Source organism: Clostridium sp. AM54-37XD, from assembly GCF_003478225.1.
Classification (GTDB): Bacteria; Bacillota; Clostridia; order Lachnospirales; family Lachnospiraceae; genus Coprococcus; species Coprococcus ammoniilyticus.
On sequence record NZ_QUEV01000007.1, the window covers coordinates 22,478 to 38,675 of the forward strand.

Consider the following 16,198-nt stretch of genomic DNA (forward strand, 5'->3'; position numbering starts at 1 on the left):
ACTTGGACTGATCGAAGAGAGTATCATGCTGAATCGGAATAAGATCGCAGATTGTATTACAGGAGATACGATGAAATGGGTATATGGTATCTTACGAAATGGACAGGATTATAAGTTCCAGAGATTTTTCCTTGCAGGAAAGATCTATTATGGAATCGGGGATACCCTGTTTAATTCAGTTATGAGCTTAAGCACTAACATCCTGTTCATCAATTACAGAGATGGTAAGCTGGAGATCGATGGAACGGTTCATCCAATCCTGTACTCCATGGCGGACGAGATTTATTTCAAATATAACAATGTCAAATATAAGATCGAATATAACGGACGATATGGTCTGACAAAGGCATTTGGAGCAGCTATCTGTAAGAGGCATTCTTTCCATCTGAGTATTCCGGTCGCAAAGAAAAATGAAACAGCAATATCCTGTGAGGCGAAATTCGGAACGCAGATCGAGACGATCTCACTTCATTTCCCATCCCATTTCAGTCGGGTATGTGGAGCCTTTACAAACAGCCACTGGTTCTTTGGAGATAACAGAGAGTATATGATGACATCTGAGCGGAGAAGTATGGTGATCCGTAAGGTTAGCAAGTCACAGAAATTTGTAAAAGAGCTTAAGTTACTGAAGGATATGTTTAAGAAGGATAACTGGACAAGAAAGTATGCGATATTCAGAATGCTGTACTTTATCTGTCGTCCATTTATGACCAGAAAGCCGATCTGGATGTATATTGATAAGATTTACAAGGGCGGAGATTCATCCGAGTACCTGTATAAATATGCCAGTGCACAAAACAGCAAGGATATTAAGCATTATTATCTGGTTGATAAGAAGAGTACCGATTATAAGCGCCTGAAGAAGGAAGGATACAAGCCGTTGGTGCGTGATTCCTTAAAGCACAGACTGGTATTCTTATATGCAGATATGATGGTTATATCGAATTCAACCGTGTATGCGTTTAACGGCTATAAGCTGAAGAATTCTGCATTTATCCGTGATCTTCCGCATTTTCATGTCTGCTGTGTTCAGCATGGTATGTCGATCCAGAAGATCGCGATCGCACAGAACCGTCTGCGAGACAATCTCAGACTTTATTTCTGTGCATCCAAGTATGAGATCGAGAACCTGTCACGACCGGTATATGATTATGTTGGTTATAATGCATTGAAGCTGACCGGTGTACCACGTTATGATGGTTTGAAGGATCGGGCAAAGAAACAGATTATGATCAGCCCGACTTGGAGAATGCAGGCAGCAATGCCGGTGCGTACCAGTGAGAGTGAGCAGCGTGATTACAATCCACTGTTTAAAGAATCCGAATACTTTAAAGTATTCAATGCACTTATTAATGATAAGCGTCTGATCGAAGCAGCAGAGAAATACGGATACCGGATCAAATATGTTTTACATCCGATCGTAAGTTCTCAGGTGGATGATTTTGATAAGAATGATTTTGTAGATATCGTTCCGGCAGTTGGAGATATGAGCTATGAAGATATGTTCTGTGAATCCAGTCTGATGGTAACGGATTTCTCTGGTATCCAGTTTGACTTTGCTTATATGAGAAAACCATTGGTATATCTCCATCACAAAGATATACCACAGCATTATGAGGAGGGAACCTTCCATTATGATACAATGGCATTTGGTGAGATCTGTCATGATAATGACGAGCTGATCGATACCTTGATCGAGTATATGCAGAATGATTGTAAGATGAAGCCGGAGTATGTAAAACGTGCCGATGACTTCTTCTACTACAGAGATCATAATAACTGCGAGAGAATCTACAAAGAGATGATCGACTATCAGGAGAAATATGTTCTTCCTGAAAGATATTAACTAAATACAAATTAATAAAAACAGGCGGTTATCAGTCTGGATATGCATGATAAAGAGTGAATGCATATCTGCGAAGATCTGGTGGCTGCCTGTTTTTTTTGCTGCCGCGATATGGAAAGAAAGAAAAAATTTTACAACATCTATAGATTAGTGATTGTGCAGAGCGTAAATGCAATGATAAAATATGTTTAATATCTGCGGAGATGAATAGAGGAAGACAGATCATATAAATGAAAAGGAGCGAGTGACTATGAAAAAATGGAAGAAATTAACTGTGGCATTAGCTGGAATTGCCGCTTGTGTTGGACTGATCGGAAGTCCGGCTATGGTACAGGCAAAGGAAGATTCTGCAAAGGCTGTATTGCAGACACAGACAGTATCTGAATCAGACCAGACAGAAGCGGAGTTATCGGCTGTAAAGGCGGTAAAGCTGAATGCGGATAAGGTTGGGGAGACAACCTCCTACAATGATATGGTGTATTCACCGGAGAAGAATGGAATTTATTTTGTCCATACAGTAGGTGAGGTTTATGGAAATTACAGGACATACGAGATCGTATTCTATGATATTTCCAAGAATACATATACGACGGTATATACAAGTGAACGAGGGGTTGAAGAGTCTTATATGGATGATAATGCCATATATTTTGCGAAAACGGATGTATCATATACGAATAACGAAAATACAGGTTCTTATGATTGTACATGTGATATAAAGATCACAAATTATAATTTTAAGACAGGAACAGTAAATAAGCAGGCATTTGAAACATTGGATATTGGTGCGAACTGGGCAAATCCTATATCTACATTTGGAGTCGATTCATATGGAAGATATTATATTGCGACCAATGAAGATAAATTGTATCTGTTCAATTCCAAAGGAAAATTATTGAGTACGACCAAATGTGGAAGTGAGATATATGAATTTGCAGGCTTTGATAAAACGAATGGTAATTTTTATTACCGAGGATCAGAGAACTGGAGATATTGGGGATATGATCACAGCATGGCAAGTCTGAAGGCTGGCAAGGTAAACAGCGATAATTCTATCACGATCAAGGGAGAGAATATGATGTATCTCTACCAGGATGGATGGTTTGCACATAAGGCTCCGATCCGGATGTTAAATGACAGGTATCTGGTATCTCTGTCTACATTTAATGGGAACATCTGTGTACTGATAGATTCGAATCAGTATGATATAAATGATGTAACCGAGAGCTCTACAAGTATTAACCTGATTGATAGCAGTGTATCCGTATCACCGATCAACATTGCAAATAAAAAAGCATTGAAGATGGCGTTTTACACAGCTGATTCATATTACGGCGATGGATATATTGACCTTACAAGCATCGGACCAAGATGTGCATTAAACAGCACAGCAACGTCTCTGATCGTAAAAACAGATGAGACGGTATTAACAGAATACGACATAGCAAAGCAAAAAGAGAAGATACGGTTACAGACAAAGTACCCGGTCTATACATTTTTCATGGACAAATCCACCTGTGTAGTAGTAGAGAAAAAGAATGACAATTATTATCTGGAAACATTTGACTGGACATATCCGACAACCTTCCGTGTGAATGCACCGGCCAGTATGAAGGTAGGAGCATCGGGAACAGCCGCCTGCAGTACAAATGGTGGCTTTGCTCTGGACTATACTTATAAAAGTTCAGATGCAAAGATCGTAAGTGTCGATAAGAATGGCAATTTAAATGCATGGAAAAAGGGAACGGCAACGATCACGATCAAGGCAGACCCGATCAATGTAAAAAAGACGATCACGATCAAGGTAACAAATTCCACATTGTCAAAGAGCAGTAAAACTTATAAATCTACAGGAGCAGTCGGTACAGCATCAGCAACCATGCATCAGAGCATCAACAGTGGATATACATATGGAAATGTACAGACCGCTTATCTGAATGCAAGATCCGATGGAACCTTTGAGCGTGTAGAGTATATCAGAGGTTCGGTAGTTCGCGAGGTTTATGATTCTTCTTATCGGTTAAAGAGCCGGAAAAAGATCAAATGCGAACTCCCGTTATTTGGCGGATATTATAATGGAGAGAAATACAACTATCTTGTATTTGGACAGTCAAATACAAAGGAGAGCAAGACAAAGGAAGTTATCCGTGTTGTAAAGTATGATAAAAACTGGAAGCGGATCGGAGCCTGCCGGATCAAGGGAGCAAATACATATATGCCATTTGATGCAGGTGGACTTTCAATGACAGAAACAGCAGGTAAATTATATATACACACCTGTCATACGATGTTTGCCAGCAGCGACGGATATCATCATCAGGCGAACTGTACCTTTGTTGTAAAAGAGAGCAATATGAAGCTGGCAGATTCGTATTATGATGTTATGAATCTGTCAGAGGGTTATGTCAGCCATTCATTTGCACAGCAGATGAAACAGATGGTAAGTACATTTATCGTGCAGATCTGGGAGATGCTTATCCAAGGGGTATTGCGCTTACAGCAACGAAAGTCGGAGATCAGGTAAAGGATCCGTCCATGTATGGAACGGTTATTGCGATTCCGGGAGACACAGGATATAACTATACCGGTTATACATTAAATGATCTGAAGCTTGGAACCAATAACTATATTCTGACCGGAACAGGCATCAAGAACGAAAAGACCTCTGTAAGAAATATCTATGTGAATGCAGGATCGAAGACACATTTGCAGACAGGTGCAAAGTGGATCACAAACTATACAGCGAAGGATAAGATCACGGTTATGAATCCAAAGCTTGTAAAATTGTCGGGAACACAGTTCCTGTTATTATGGGAAGAAAAGAATACAGTGAAGAATACTTATACAACGAAGATGGTGCTGCTGGATGAAAGTGGAAATAAAACCTCGGAGATCTGTTCTTCTCCACTGGCACTTGCGATGTGTGAGCCGGTTGTAACCAAATCCGGTACGGTTATATGGTATGTAACCAATAACGATTCACCCGTATTTGTCGAGATCAATCCATATCAGTTATCCAAGGTACAGACAAAAGCCAGGAACGTAAAGACCTTCAAAACCGACAAGACAGAGTCATTTGATAATGGACAGAAGAGTGGATACCGGAAGGGTGATATCTATATCAAGGATAAGATGATCTATAAGATTACATCATCAAAGACGGTTGCCTTTGGCGGAGTTACTTCAAATACCATCACATCACTTTCAATTCCTAAGACTGTGAAGATTGGAAAGAAAACATATCAGGTAACGGCGATTGCATCCCGTGCCTTTGTAAACAGAAAGAAGCTGAAAAAAGTAACGATCGGTGCAAATGTATCCAAGATTGGAAATTATGCTTTTTATGGATGCACAAATCTGAAGACCATTACGATCAAGTCAACAAAGTTAACAGCATCGACTGTTGGCTCTAAAGCATTTTCAAAGATCTATACAAAAGCAACGATCAAGGTACCAAAAGCAAAGAAGACGGCATACAAAAAGATCCTTTTAAAGAAGGGTGTAACAAAGAAGATGAAGTTCAAGTAGAAAATATCTGAAGTTGTGATGGAAGTGAGCTGTATTGGAGGTGTCAGGCATTTATGTGTCTGGCACCTCTTTTTGCTATATTGCAAAAGAACGTAAGTCTGCAGTATCTGATTTGCCTCATGAATATGAAGATTATGATGTACGTCAGCAATCCAAGAAGTTCCTGGAATAAAAGCACATGATATTGTCCAGAATATGGATATAGGAAAAGGATGGTAGATGTATACATGAAGCGTTCGGCGAAGATATATATGGTGCTGCTTGTCTGGATCGCAGCAGCATTGCAATTTTTTATAAATGAGAAAATGGACATTGAAGAAGTATTTGCCGGAGTGCAGGAGGCAGATGCACAGATGCAGATCGATGCGGATGTGAGTGCATGGGGCGTGTATCAGGTGGCTCATTCTCATCTGACGCCGACAGCAATAAAAAATCTTCTGTTAAATACGGCTGAATATTTTTGCCTAACTTCCGGTGAACTGACAGTCACTGGACAGGATGAGTATATAACAACATTTCAAAGCAACGAGGAAAGTGAGCTCTGGAGAATCACTTTCCTTGTTGATTCTAATACCGGTCAGAGTTATCTGATCTTTCATACGGATAATATAGAAGCAGTTGACCGGATTCATACATTCTATGATGATCTGAATATTGATGAGGTGGTGAGCGTTGAAGCTGATATTTCTTTGCAGCCGTCAGGGAAGGACCCATTATTAGAGAAATTGCTGGCTGAGCTTCCAGTCACAGGGCTTACGCAGAACCCGGATGGCTGGTACGGGCGGCTGAATTCCAGCGTGCATCTGAGTAATCTGACAGCGAATAAAAATGTCCGGATTCAGGAGACGGATTACGGTTCGGTTCATCTTCAATTCGGTGATAAGACAGATCTGGTCAGGTTGTATGCGTCAGTTCTCAGACGATGAAATTTCAGATGTAAAATTTACACAAAACCTAAGAAAAATAACATGAAATATATATTAATTTTCTCCCGGATATGTTAGAATTAGTTGATTTTTGTCTAATGATAAAAATTATAAATAACTTGAAAAGGAGAGTGTATAAATAATTGGAAAACATTATCGAGTTAAAGCATATCACAAAAAATTTTGATGATAACTTTACGGCTGTGGATGACTTTAATCTGGAGGTGCAGCGTGGAGAGTTTGTAACCTTTTTAGGGCCGTCCGGTTGTGGTAAGACGACCACACTTCGAATGATAGCCGGTTTTGAGATGCCGACAGAGGGGGAGATTTTATTAAATGGTAAGGACATCAGTAAGTTGCCGCCAAATAAGCGCCCGATCAATACGGTATTTCAGAGATACGCATTGTTTCCACATTTAAATATTTATGACAATATCGCATTTGGCCTGAAGATGAAAAAGCTTCCAAAGGCTGAGATTGAAAAGAAAGTAAAAAAAGCTCTTGAGATGGTAGATCTTGAAGGGTTTGAAGATAGACGCGTTCAGACATTGTCCGGTGGACAGCAGCAGAGAATTGCGATCGCACGTTCACTGGTAAATGAGCCGGAGATTCTGTTGCTTGATGAGCCGCTCGGTGCGCTGGATCTGAAAATGAGAAAAGAGATGCAGCTCGAATTAAAGGAAATGCACGAGAGACTTGGAATTACCTTTATCTATGTAACTCACGATCAGGAAGAAGCGCTTACAATGTCAGATAAGATCGTTGTAATGTCAGAAGGACGTATCCAGCAGATTGGTACGCCGGAGGATATTTACAATGAGCCGAAGAATGCATTCGTTGCGGACTTTATCGGAGAAAGCAACATTTTTAATGGTATCATGACAGGCAAATTAAAGGTTCGTTTTTGTGGTGCGGAATTTGAATGCCTGGATGATGTAGAGCATGGAACACAGGTGGATGTCGTAGTGCGTCCGGAGGATATCCTGATCGTGTCGCCGGAGCAGGGAGCAGTAAAAGGAACGGTTATCTCTGTGGTATTCAAGGGTGTTCATTATGAGATCACAGTACAGTCCGGTAAAAATGAGATCGTGATACAGTCCACAAAGTCTGCAAAGGTAGGCGACATGGTTGGACTTAACGTAGAGCCGGATGGCATTCATGTTATGCCTGCGGAGAAAGCACTGAACCGCATCGAGACAGGAGTTGACAAATATTATAAGCTGGAATTCTTAGATGGTGAGCTTGAGTGTGATCTGAGTAAGATCGTTCCGTCGTCTCATTATGAGGATGGTGTATTAATGGATGCGTCCGGAGATGTCATCGATCATGAGCGGCTCAAGGTGATCTTAACGATCAAGCCGGATGATATTACGATGAGTGATGATCAGGAGGAAGGTATCATATCCGGTCATATCATTAACCTGATCTATAAAGGAGACCACTACAGCTATGTAGTTCGTACGGAGAATGAGGAAGACTTCATTGTTCACGATGAATATCTCTGGAATATGGATGACTTTGTCAGCCTTGTGATTCCAAAGGATAAGATCCACTTTGAACTTAAGAAATAACCGAAAGCAAAAGGAGACAGAGATGAGTACATTACGTTTTTCCAGAAAACAACTGTGTGTGCCATATGCATTGTTCCTGATATGCTTTGTGGTTGCACCGCTTATAGTCATTATATATTATGCATTTACAAATGGAGAGGGGCAGTTCTCACTGGAGAACCTGACAGGATTCTTCACCAGTCCGAACACGATCGGAACCCTTGCATACAGCTTTGCGATCGCCTGTGTATCGACGGCAGCAGCTTTGTTGCTGGCGTATCCGATCGCCTATATACTTGCCAGAAGTGAATGGAAGAAAAAGTCGATCATTGTTATGATCTTCGTTCTTCCGATGTGGATCAATTTTACGTTAAGACTGACTGCTTTAAAAGAAGTCTTGACGTTGATCGAGCATAATCTGGCATATTATCCGTTTTTGAATTCCGTGATCGGTATGGTATATGATTTTCTTCCATTTATGATCCTGCCGATCTATACAACATTGATGAAGTTAGATAACAGTCTGTTAGAAGCAGCAAATGATCTGGGTGCGAGCTCTGTTCAGACATTTTTAAAGGTGACGCTTCCGTTATCTGTTCCGGGTATCATCAGTGGTATCGTGATGGTATTCCTTCCGTCTATGACGAACTATGTTGTATTGGATATGTTGTATAACAGCACTTATGTTATGGGTAGCCTGATAGGTAGCTATTTTGCTGCATACGATTGGCACAATGGATCCATGATCGCACTGGTGCTTCTGTTGATCATATTAATCTTTACTCTCTTTACAAATAAATATGAGGGAGAAGACAACAACAGAGGAGGTGCATTGTTATAATGAAAAAAGGATTTCGGGTTGTTTTTATTATATTGATGTTGGTGATCCTCTATCTGCCGATTCTGATCCTTGCAGTTTATAGTTTTACGGATTCGGCAAATATCGGAACAATACACGGATTTTCCGTTCAGAATTATATTACGTTATTTACAAAGCCTGAGCTTGCAGATATGATCTGGGGTACGGTTCTTCTTGCGGTTGGATCTGCATTGATTGCCACTCTGCTTGGAACATTGGGTGCGATCGGTGCATTTTATTCCAAGAAACTTGCATCGGGGATCGTATCTGCGATGAATCAGGTTCCGGTTGTAAATGCAGATGTTGTAACCGGTTTTTCAATCTGTATCCTGCTGATCGTAGTATTTGGTGTCAGTAAGGAATCCTATGTGCCGCTGGTCGTTGGACATGTTGTGCTGTCTGCCCCGTTTGTCTATCTGTCAGTTGTACCGAAGCTAAAGCAGATGGATGGAAGCCTGTATGAGGCAGCTATGGATCTGGGTGCATCACCATTTACCGCACTGGTAAAAGTAGTCCTTCCACAGATCCTGCCGGGGGTGATTTCAGGATTTGCACTGGCAATTACCCTGTCATTAGACGATTATTTCATTGCAAGCTATACGAAGCCTGCGACCTTTGATACGATCAGTACTTATGTCGTAAATGCGACGAAAGGATCTCAGACAGAGATCAAGACTGCTTTATGGGCGTTATCAACAGTGATCTTCGTGATCGTTATACTGATCGTTGTTGGTATGAATATGACATCAAAGGCAAAGGCGAGAGCCGGAAAGGCAGGTGGCAGATATGAATAAGAAGAAGTTATTCAAAGGATTTGCCGGCTTCTGTGCCGGACTTATGATGCTTACACCTGCGGCTTATCTGGTACATGCGGAGGCAGATAATAATGTGCAGGATCAGACAGAAGCATCTGCCATATCAGATAATACAGGAAGTGATGCAGCAAAGACAGATGCTGCCGATGTACAGAAGTCGGATGATACGATCGTGCTTCGAGTATCCAACTGGGAAGAATATATCGACCTTGGAGAATGGGATGAGGACGAAGTAATCGACCTGGAAGATGGAACCGAGATCTTCGGTGAGAATTCCATGGTGACGGATTTTGAGAACTGGTACTATGAGACATATGGTCAGAAGGTAAAGGTGGAATATTCCTGTTTTGGAACAAATGAAGACCTTTATAACATGCTTACCCTTGGTGATAAATACGATCTGGTTTGTCCATCCGACTACATGATCATGAAGCTGATGGCAGAAGAAAAAGTAGTTCCGTTTTCGGATTCGTTTTATGACACGAGTATAGAGGAAAATTATTATGCAAAGGGAGTATCTCCATATATCAGACAGACCTTTGATGAAAATGAGATCAATGGTGAGAGCTGGAGCAAATATGCAGCCGGATATATGTGGGGTGTAACCGGTATCTTATATAATCCGGAGGAGATAACGGAGGAAGAAGCAGGTACATGGAATATCTTGGATAATCCGAAGTTTGCACGTCAGGTTACGATCAAGGATAATGTGCGTGATTCTTATTTTGCGGCACTTGGTATTTTAAAGCAGGACGAACTGACATCAGAGGAATTCACAAATGCAGATACTTATCATGATGATCTGCTTCGGGTAATGAATGATGTCAGCCCGGAAACGATACAGGAAGTACAGGATCTGCTTCAGGATATGAAGGACAATGTATATTCCTTTGAGACAGACAGTGGTAAGGCAGATATGGTATCCGGTAAGGTACTTGCAAATTATCAGTGGTCCGGTGATGCGGTTTATGCGATGGATCAGGCAGAAGAAGATGATCTTTATCTTGATTTCGCCGTGCCGAAGGAATCTACCAATCTCTGGTTTGATGGCTGGGTGATGTTAAAGGATGGTATCGATGAAGATGCCAGAAAACAACAGGTAGCAGAAAGCTTTGTGAACTTTCTTTCAAGACCGGACAATGCAGTCAGAAATATGTACTACATCGGATATACTTCTGTTATTGCAGGAGGTGAAGATGATAATACAGTATTTGATTATCTGAACTGGAATTATGGTGCGGAAGATGGAGAAGAAGATACAGCAGAATATCCGCTTGGTTATTTCTTCAGTGGTGATAATTCGGATCCTGATTACATCATAACTGCTCCGGAGGAGCAGACAAGACGTCAGCTCTATGCCCAGTATCCGGACGAAGCGGCGATCGAGCGAAGTGCGATCATGCAGTATTTCGATGTAGATGCCAGCAAACAGATCAATCAGATGTGGATCAATGTCCGTTGTTATAATATCAAAGATGTACCGTTGCAGGTATGGGTGATTGTTATTATCCTGATCCTTGCGGTAACTGGTCTGATCATACGGCATAAAATGTCCAGATATCATGGATAAGAACTGTACGTAATAAAACAGCGGTTTTGCAATAATAAGTCATTGTCAAATAGAGATAAAAACAGTATACTTTTAGTACAAGTGATGCTGTTGCATCTGGCATTGTAAAGGCACTGCAGGAATGTGGTAGACAGATTCCGGATGATATAGGAATTATAACCTTTAATAATACAAGTTTTTTGGAGTTTTCCAATCCACCCCTATCATCTGTAGAAGTATTTCTGAAGGAAAGTGCAGAATGTGCGGTCTTATGTATGAATCTGTTGTGGGATGAATCCGGTTTCCGAAAAAGATTATTGTGCCGTGTGTGCTGGTTGATCGTGGAAGTGTCGGAACAAGAGAATGATCTATGTGCGGTTTATATATGGGATGAAGATATGGAAGAAAAGATCTTGTCATTGTGACAGGATCTTTTTTTATGGTATCTGACGAATATGTAGCAATAAATTTCCCGGGATACATAGTCAAAACAACGAAAAAAGAAGATGCTAAGAAGGCATTTTCGTAACAAACAGAGTAGACAGGAAGGTCTGATGATCTCTCGGAATCTTGAGTGATCATGCCAGAAAAACTCTGGCATTGAACTTTGACAAGTAAATATTGTTCTTGATCGTAAAAATGAACGCAAGAACTAAAAATGAGTAAATGTTGTCAATAATTTGACAAAATGTTATAATTTATTTGTCAAAGAACGACAAAATATGCTGGGGAGCGACTGGATTTTGAATAAAAACTACAAAGATTGTCTATTATGTCTCTTATGAATATCAAAGTGGATTTTCTGCGGAAGGATATTCTTTCACAAGGATATCAATGCGAAAATATTATCTTTCATGCGATATTTCCCTGGCAAGTACAGATATACAAGGTAGAAACAAACGTACATGTTGAAAAATATATATCGGCAAATAATGAATACAATAGGTAGCATTCCACCAGAATCGGGAGGAATACTTGGATAGAGGGAAGTAATTCTGGGAAAGTGCAAAATATTAGTGGTATATGAATTGCCGATTCGGCAATTCATGGATTGCTTAAGATGTGGGGGATACATATGATAAAAATTTTTGTGTCAAGTACATTTAAAGATATGGATTATGAACGCGATATTCTTCATGATGAAATAGTTCCTGAGTTGAATGAGTATGCGTCTCAATATGGTGAGCAAGTAGAATTGTGTGACTTACGCTGGGGCATTGACACTACAGGATATGATGAAGTAGAAGGTTCAAAGAAAATTTTGTCTGTATGTTTGGATGAAATTGAGCGTTGTAATCCATATATGGTTGTCCTTCTTGGAAATAGATATGGTTGGGTTCCGGACAAAAAGTATGTTAGCGATATAGATTTACAGGCAGAGTACTATGATAAAAGTGTTACTGAGCTTGAGATACAGTATGGGGCATTGGCAAGAAATAATCCTAATGCATTATTCTATTTTAGGGAGTTGGATGGTGTAATTCCACCGGAATATGAAAGCGAAGATACAGACAGTGCTGGCAAGCTTAAACGTTTGAAACAAAGAATAAAAGAATTATTTCCAAATCAGACATATACGTATCAGGCACATTGGACGGGATCAGGATTGAAATTTGATGCGTTCAAAGAAAAGGTTCTTTTTGATATAAAAGAAAAAATAAGTGATAGATTATCCCAATATAAAGAATTGTCATTGTTTGATCGGGAGCAAAGACAACATTGGAATTATGCAAAGCAAAAGTATATACAATACGGGGCAAGACCAGATTTGGAAAAACTGGTAAATAATGGATTAAATTCAAATCATAGAATACTGGGGATTGTAGGAGAACCGGGAATGGGAAAGAGTACATTTATCAGCCAACTCGCTTACAACTATGGAGGAACTGGCACTATAGTTATTCCTGTTTTTTGCGGTATTACAAAGAATAGTTCTACTGTATATGGGGTCATATATTATTTAAATACTTTTTTTGAGACCAATTTTGGATATATGCCGGATATTCAAGAAAGAGACAGTATAAGTGTTCTTAATTCGTATTTGTTTAGATTTGGATTTGAAAAACGAAGACTGCTTATTTTCATAGATGGTGCAGATCAACTTCTACAGCTTGGGCAGGACATGGTTAGCGCGTTTAGATATATACCTTCAAACATAAAATTAGTTCTGTCATATACACCGGAATATATACCAGGTCGCCCGATTAAACAAATTATGTTGAAAGGTATGAAAGAATCTGAAAAAAAGAATGTAATAGATAAAATAAGAGAAAGTGTTTCGAATAGATTAAGTGACAAAGTAATCCAGGAGATATTAAATCAGAATCGTTCCAATGAGCCATTATACTTAAGCATTGTGTACAATATAATGATGATGCTTGGGCATAGTGATTTTGAACAGATAAGAGCAATAGACAAATTGGATAATGGCATGGCGGCTATTAACGAATACCAAATTGCATATATAAGAGGTTTGCCACAAAATGTGGGCGCGTATTTGCTCTCCAATATAGCAATGAGAATAAATGAAGACTTTATACAGCTTGCTATAGATTATATTGCACTTTCATCCGGAGGGCTAAGGACTTCGGATATTGAGAATTTAGTTAGCATATACCATGAGAATATTAAATGGTCTGAATTGGATATGTCCAGATTTGTAAAGCTTGCAAAACCGTATATCCTTATAAGAGAAGATGGACGGTATGATTTTATGCATAAGAGTTTCCGGACAGAGGTACGAGAAAAGTGTAATCGCGCGGAGAAATTGCGTATAGAGATAATTGAATATTTTGAAACATTACCCTTGGATGATACAGTTCGTGTTGCTGATACAATCTCAATAGCTGAAGAATGTGAAAACGCAGAGATGATTTGTGAGTACATAAATAAAACTATAGATGCCGTATATCAGAAAGACGAACAAGTCTCTGAAAGTATGTACAGAACTGCTCAGGAGTTGTTTTCTCAACTTAATGATATAGTATTAGCAGATGACGATTCGCTTATGCTACAGATAGTTGAATATGAAATAAAGAATTATGAAAATACGGACGATTTTTTGAGATATTTGAATCAACAGGTTATAAAAAGCAGGAAGATGAATGCTTTTAGTTTGAAAAAGATAAATCGTTTTTATCAACTCCTAATAAAGGATGTGTATGATTACTTTGGACTTGAAGGAAGTACACTATTTTTCAGAAATAATATGCGTATAATTTATTATATTTATCGGTTGCTAGGTGTGTTTTCCTATAAGGAAATATGGCATAAAGATATGTTAATCGAGACGGGTATAAGAAGTATTTCTATAAGCTACATGGTTTTGGCACGATGTTACCTAAATTATTGCAAGAATAAGAAGGAATTGTGGCAAGGGATTTATTATGCTGAATTGGCTTTAAGCTTATTTGAGAAATTAGGAGAGGGAAATAGTTTTTTTTATGAAACAGGAATAGCTGTAATGTACTCTGAGAAAACAAATAAAGCATATATCGCAGAATTGTACGATATTCTTGGTAACTTATATATGAAAGTGAAAGATTATAGGAATGCAGAGAACTTTATAAAAAAGGCTGTAATTGAAAATTTCGATAAAATAAAGAATGGATTGGACGATAATAAGGAAGATATATATCATAGGTTGTATGAAAACTATGTATCCATGTGTAAGTTGATGCTTCAACATGATCAACCGGATTTTGACAGAATAATAAAAATTGGTTTAAAGGCAAAAGAAATATACATAAATCATTTATCAAACTACTATGATTTGTTTCGTTCTTACTTTGTTATAGTGAAGGCATATGAGGAAAAAGGAGAATTAGAGCAAGCTGGTAGAACTGCTGCAGACAATGTGAATTATTGCGTTAAATTGTCGACCGACATCCCATCGCTGAATAATTATATGATCTTGATGAGAGCTTATGGGAATTTGGCTCAAATATATAAAAGGTTAAATGATAACGGTTCATTAACAGAACAAATTATAGAATTGAAGGAAAAAATATCTAATATAAGCCAATGGATAAATAATAATTACGAGGGAGTTGATTTTTCATATGAATTCTGATGGAGACAAAGTGTACAAGGAGATAGTTGCTGAGCATAACATGAAAAGGCAAAAAAAAGATAAAATATATAAAACAAGCTCTATTGTTAGTAGAGGTATGTTTTATGTTGCATCCGTATTATTGATATTATACAGTATAATTAATTATTATTACGTTAATCATAGGCGTACAGCTGTATTGGGAGCAAAAGAAATTACAAGCAGTATAATAAGAATGAATGATTTAATAGGAACAGTAGCATTGTTCGCTATTTGTCTATTGGTAATCAATTTGGTTATCGGATATATTTTAAAATTTTTGATAGTAAAAAAATATAACAAGCATTTAGATTATATGTTACAAATAGATATACAAGGGGATGACGTTAATGATTAGATGCGAGCGATGTGGGAGCTTGAACAGAATGGGAAACGGAAAGTGTATTATTTGTGAGGGCGTCGTTGGGACAGAGGAAAAAATTTCACAGATTAAAGATATGAATGTTGGAAGATTCAAAAATAATAAGTATTCGGAAAGTAATCAGAAGATAAAGGATCATACATTTATTGGAGGAAAAGATTGCATAGAGCGTACGCCATACAAAAATAGGAGTTTTACGGTCTATTTAGGATTAGTAATTATCGTGTCATTGTCTTTGTTTGCATTTATGGATACGCCGGTAATATCTTTTTTAGATGAAGCTGGAAATGTAGATTATTCTTTATGTATAAATAGTGATTCATTTATACGATGTATATATATTATTTTTATAATTACCGCAGTTTTAATAGCAATTGCAAGGGCAAGGATCCAATTGATATTGTTTTCAGCAATATCTTTCTTTTTTTCCCTTTTTCAGCTGTCATTGTTGGAGGCGTGGTTATGACATATAGTGATGAACCTTGGATTGATGTTGTTAGGGCAGAAGGATTTTATTATATTCTCATTGGAATAATAGTTGCATGTTCTGCTGTGCTGATAGATTTTTTAATTGATAGGCAGAAAAAGAGAGAATATGAGAAATCACCTATTTAAAATCATTGTTAAGTCACTCAAGAAAAAGGAGAAAGTTG

At 38.6% G+C, this 16,198-nt stretch carries 12 protein-coding genes; all 12 read left to right on the forward strand.

Features of this window, described 5'->3' with window-relative positions; translation table 11 throughout:
* Positions 1-25 precede the first annotated feature (25 nt).
* The 12 genes from DXA07_RS07920 (at position 26) to DXA07_RS13055 (ending at position 16,160) form a co-directional block, all read left to right on the forward strand.
* A complete protein-coding gene (locus tag DXA07_RS07920; protein WP_118484160.1) occupies positions 26-1,846 on the forward strand; it encodes a CDP-glycerol glycerophosphotransferase family protein in 1,821 nt (606 codons plus the stop codon).
* Positions 1,847-2,096: 250 nt separating this feature from the next.
* Positions 2,097-4,370, forward strand: coding sequence for an Ig-like domain-containing protein (locus DXA07_RS07925; RefSeq protein WP_118484162.1), 2,274 nt, complete (start codon positions 2,097-2,099; stop codon positions 4,368-4,370).
* 11 nt (positions 4,371-4,381) lie between these two features.
* Positions 4,382-5,374 carry a leucine-rich repeat protein gene (locus DXA07_RS07930; RefSeq protein WP_118484164.1) on the forward strand — a complete coding sequence of 331 codons (993 nt, stop codon included), beginning with the start codon at positions 4,382-4,384 and terminating at the stop codon, positions 5,372-5,374.
* 212 nt (positions 5,375-5,586) lie between these two features.
* Positions 5,587-6,300 carry a hypothetical protein gene (locus tag DXA07_RS07935; RefSeq protein WP_118484166.1) on the forward strand — a complete coding sequence of 238 codons (714 nt, stop codon included), beginning with the start codon at positions 5,587-5,589 and terminating at the stop codon, positions 6,298-6,300.
* A 143-nt stretch (positions 6,301-6,443) separates the two neighbouring features.
* Positions 6,444-7,871: a polyamine ABC transporter ATP-binding protein gene (potA, locus tag DXA07_RS07940; RefSeq protein ID WP_118484168.1), complete on the forward strand. Its 1,428-nt coding sequence runs from the start codon at positions 6,444-6,446 to the stop codon at positions 7,869-7,871.
* 22 nt (positions 7,872-7,893) lie between these two features.
* Complete coding sequence (locus DXA07_RS07945) at positions 7,894-8,691, forward strand: ABC transporter permease (RefSeq protein ID WP_021943440.1); 798 nt, start codon at positions 7,894-7,896, stop codon at positions 8,689-8,691.
* On the forward strand, positions 8,691-9,503 hold the full coding sequence (locus tag DXA07_RS07950; RefSeq protein ID WP_008402011.1) for an ABC transporter permease: 813 nt from the start codon (positions 8,691-8,693) through the stop codon (positions 9,501-9,503). Before DXA07_RS07945 ends, DXA07_RS07950 begins: the two co-directional genes overlap by 1 nt.
* Positions 9,496-11,094: an ABC transporter substrate-binding protein gene (locus DXA07_RS07955; RefSeq protein ID WP_118484170.1), complete on the forward strand. Its 1,599-nt coding sequence runs from the start codon at positions 9,496-9,498 to the stop codon at positions 11,092-11,094. Before DXA07_RS07950 ends, DXA07_RS07955 begins: the two co-directional genes overlap by 8 nt.
* 1,054 nt (positions 11,095-12,148) lie before the next feature.
* Positions 12,149-15,145, forward strand: a complete 2,997-nt coding sequence (locus DXA07_RS07965; protein WP_182427505.1) for a DUF4062 domain-containing protein — start codon at positions 12,149-12,151, stop codon at positions 15,143-15,145.
* Positions 15,135-15,521, forward strand: coding sequence for a hypothetical protein (locus DXA07_RS07970; protein WP_004853985.1), 387 nt, complete (start codon positions 15,135-15,137; stop codon positions 15,519-15,521). The genes DXA07_RS07965 and DXA07_RS07970 overlap by 11 nt, the downstream gene beginning before the upstream one ends.
* 28 nt (positions 15,522-15,549) lie before the next feature.
* On the forward strand, positions 15,550-16,011 hold the full coding sequence (locus tag DXA07_RS07975) for a hypothetical protein (protein ID WP_118484176.1): 462 nt from the start codon (positions 15,550-15,552) through the stop codon (positions 16,009-16,011).
* Positions 16,008-16,160, forward strand: a complete 153-nt coding sequence (locus DXA07_RS13055) for a hypothetical protein (protein WP_182429578.1) — start codon at positions 16,008-16,010, stop codon at positions 16,158-16,160. Before DXA07_RS07975 ends, DXA07_RS13055 begins: the two co-directional genes overlap by 4 nt.
* Positions 16,161-16,198 lie beyond the last annotated feature (38 nt).

Excerpts from the sequence above, each read along its gene's own strand:
- DXA07_RS07955 (WP_118484170.1), top strand. The coding sequence starts at position 9,496 with ATGAATAAGAAGAAGTTATTCAAAGGATTTGCCGGCTTCTGTGCCGGA.
- DXA07_RS07945 (WP_021943440.1), top strand. The coding sequence starts at position 7,894 with ATGAGTACATTACGTTTTTCCAGAAAACAACTGTGTGTGCCATATGCA.
- DXA07_RS07930 (WP_118484164.1), top strand. The coding sequence starts at position 4,382 with ATGTATGGAACGGTTATTGCGATTCCGGGAGACACAGGATATAACTAT.
- DXA07_RS07920 (WP_118484160.1), top strand. The coding sequence starts at position 26 with ATGCTGAATCGGAATAAGATCGCAGATTGTATTACAGGAGATACGATG.
- DXA07_RS07950 (WP_008402011.1), top strand. The coding sequence starts at position 8,691 with ATGAAAAAAGGATTTCGGGTTGTTTTTATTATATTGATGTTGGTGATC.
- DXA07_RS07925 (WP_118484162.1), top strand. The coding sequence starts at position 2,097 with ATGAAAAAATGGAAGAAATTAACTGTGGCATTAGCTGGAATTGCCGCT.
- DXA07_RS07935 (WP_118484166.1), top strand. The coding sequence starts at position 5,587 with ATGGTAGATGTATACATGAAGCGTTCGGCGAAGATATATATGGTGCTG.
- DXA07_RS07970 (WP_004853985.1), top strand. The coding sequence starts at position 15,135 with ATGAATTCTGATGGAGACAAAGTGTACAAGGAGATAGTTGCTGAGCAT.
- DXA07_RS07965 (WP_182427505.1), top strand. The coding sequence starts at position 12,149 with ATGATAAAAATTTTTGTGTCAAGTACATTTAAAGATATGGATTATGAA.
- DXA07_RS07975 (WP_118484176.1), top strand. The coding sequence starts at position 15,550 with ATGGGAAACGGAAAGTGTATTATTTGTGAGGGCGTCGTTGGGACAGAG.
- DXA07_RS13055 (WP_182429578.1), top strand. The coding sequence starts at position 16,008 with ATGACATATAGTGATGAACCTTGGATTGATGTTGTTAGGGCAGAAGGA.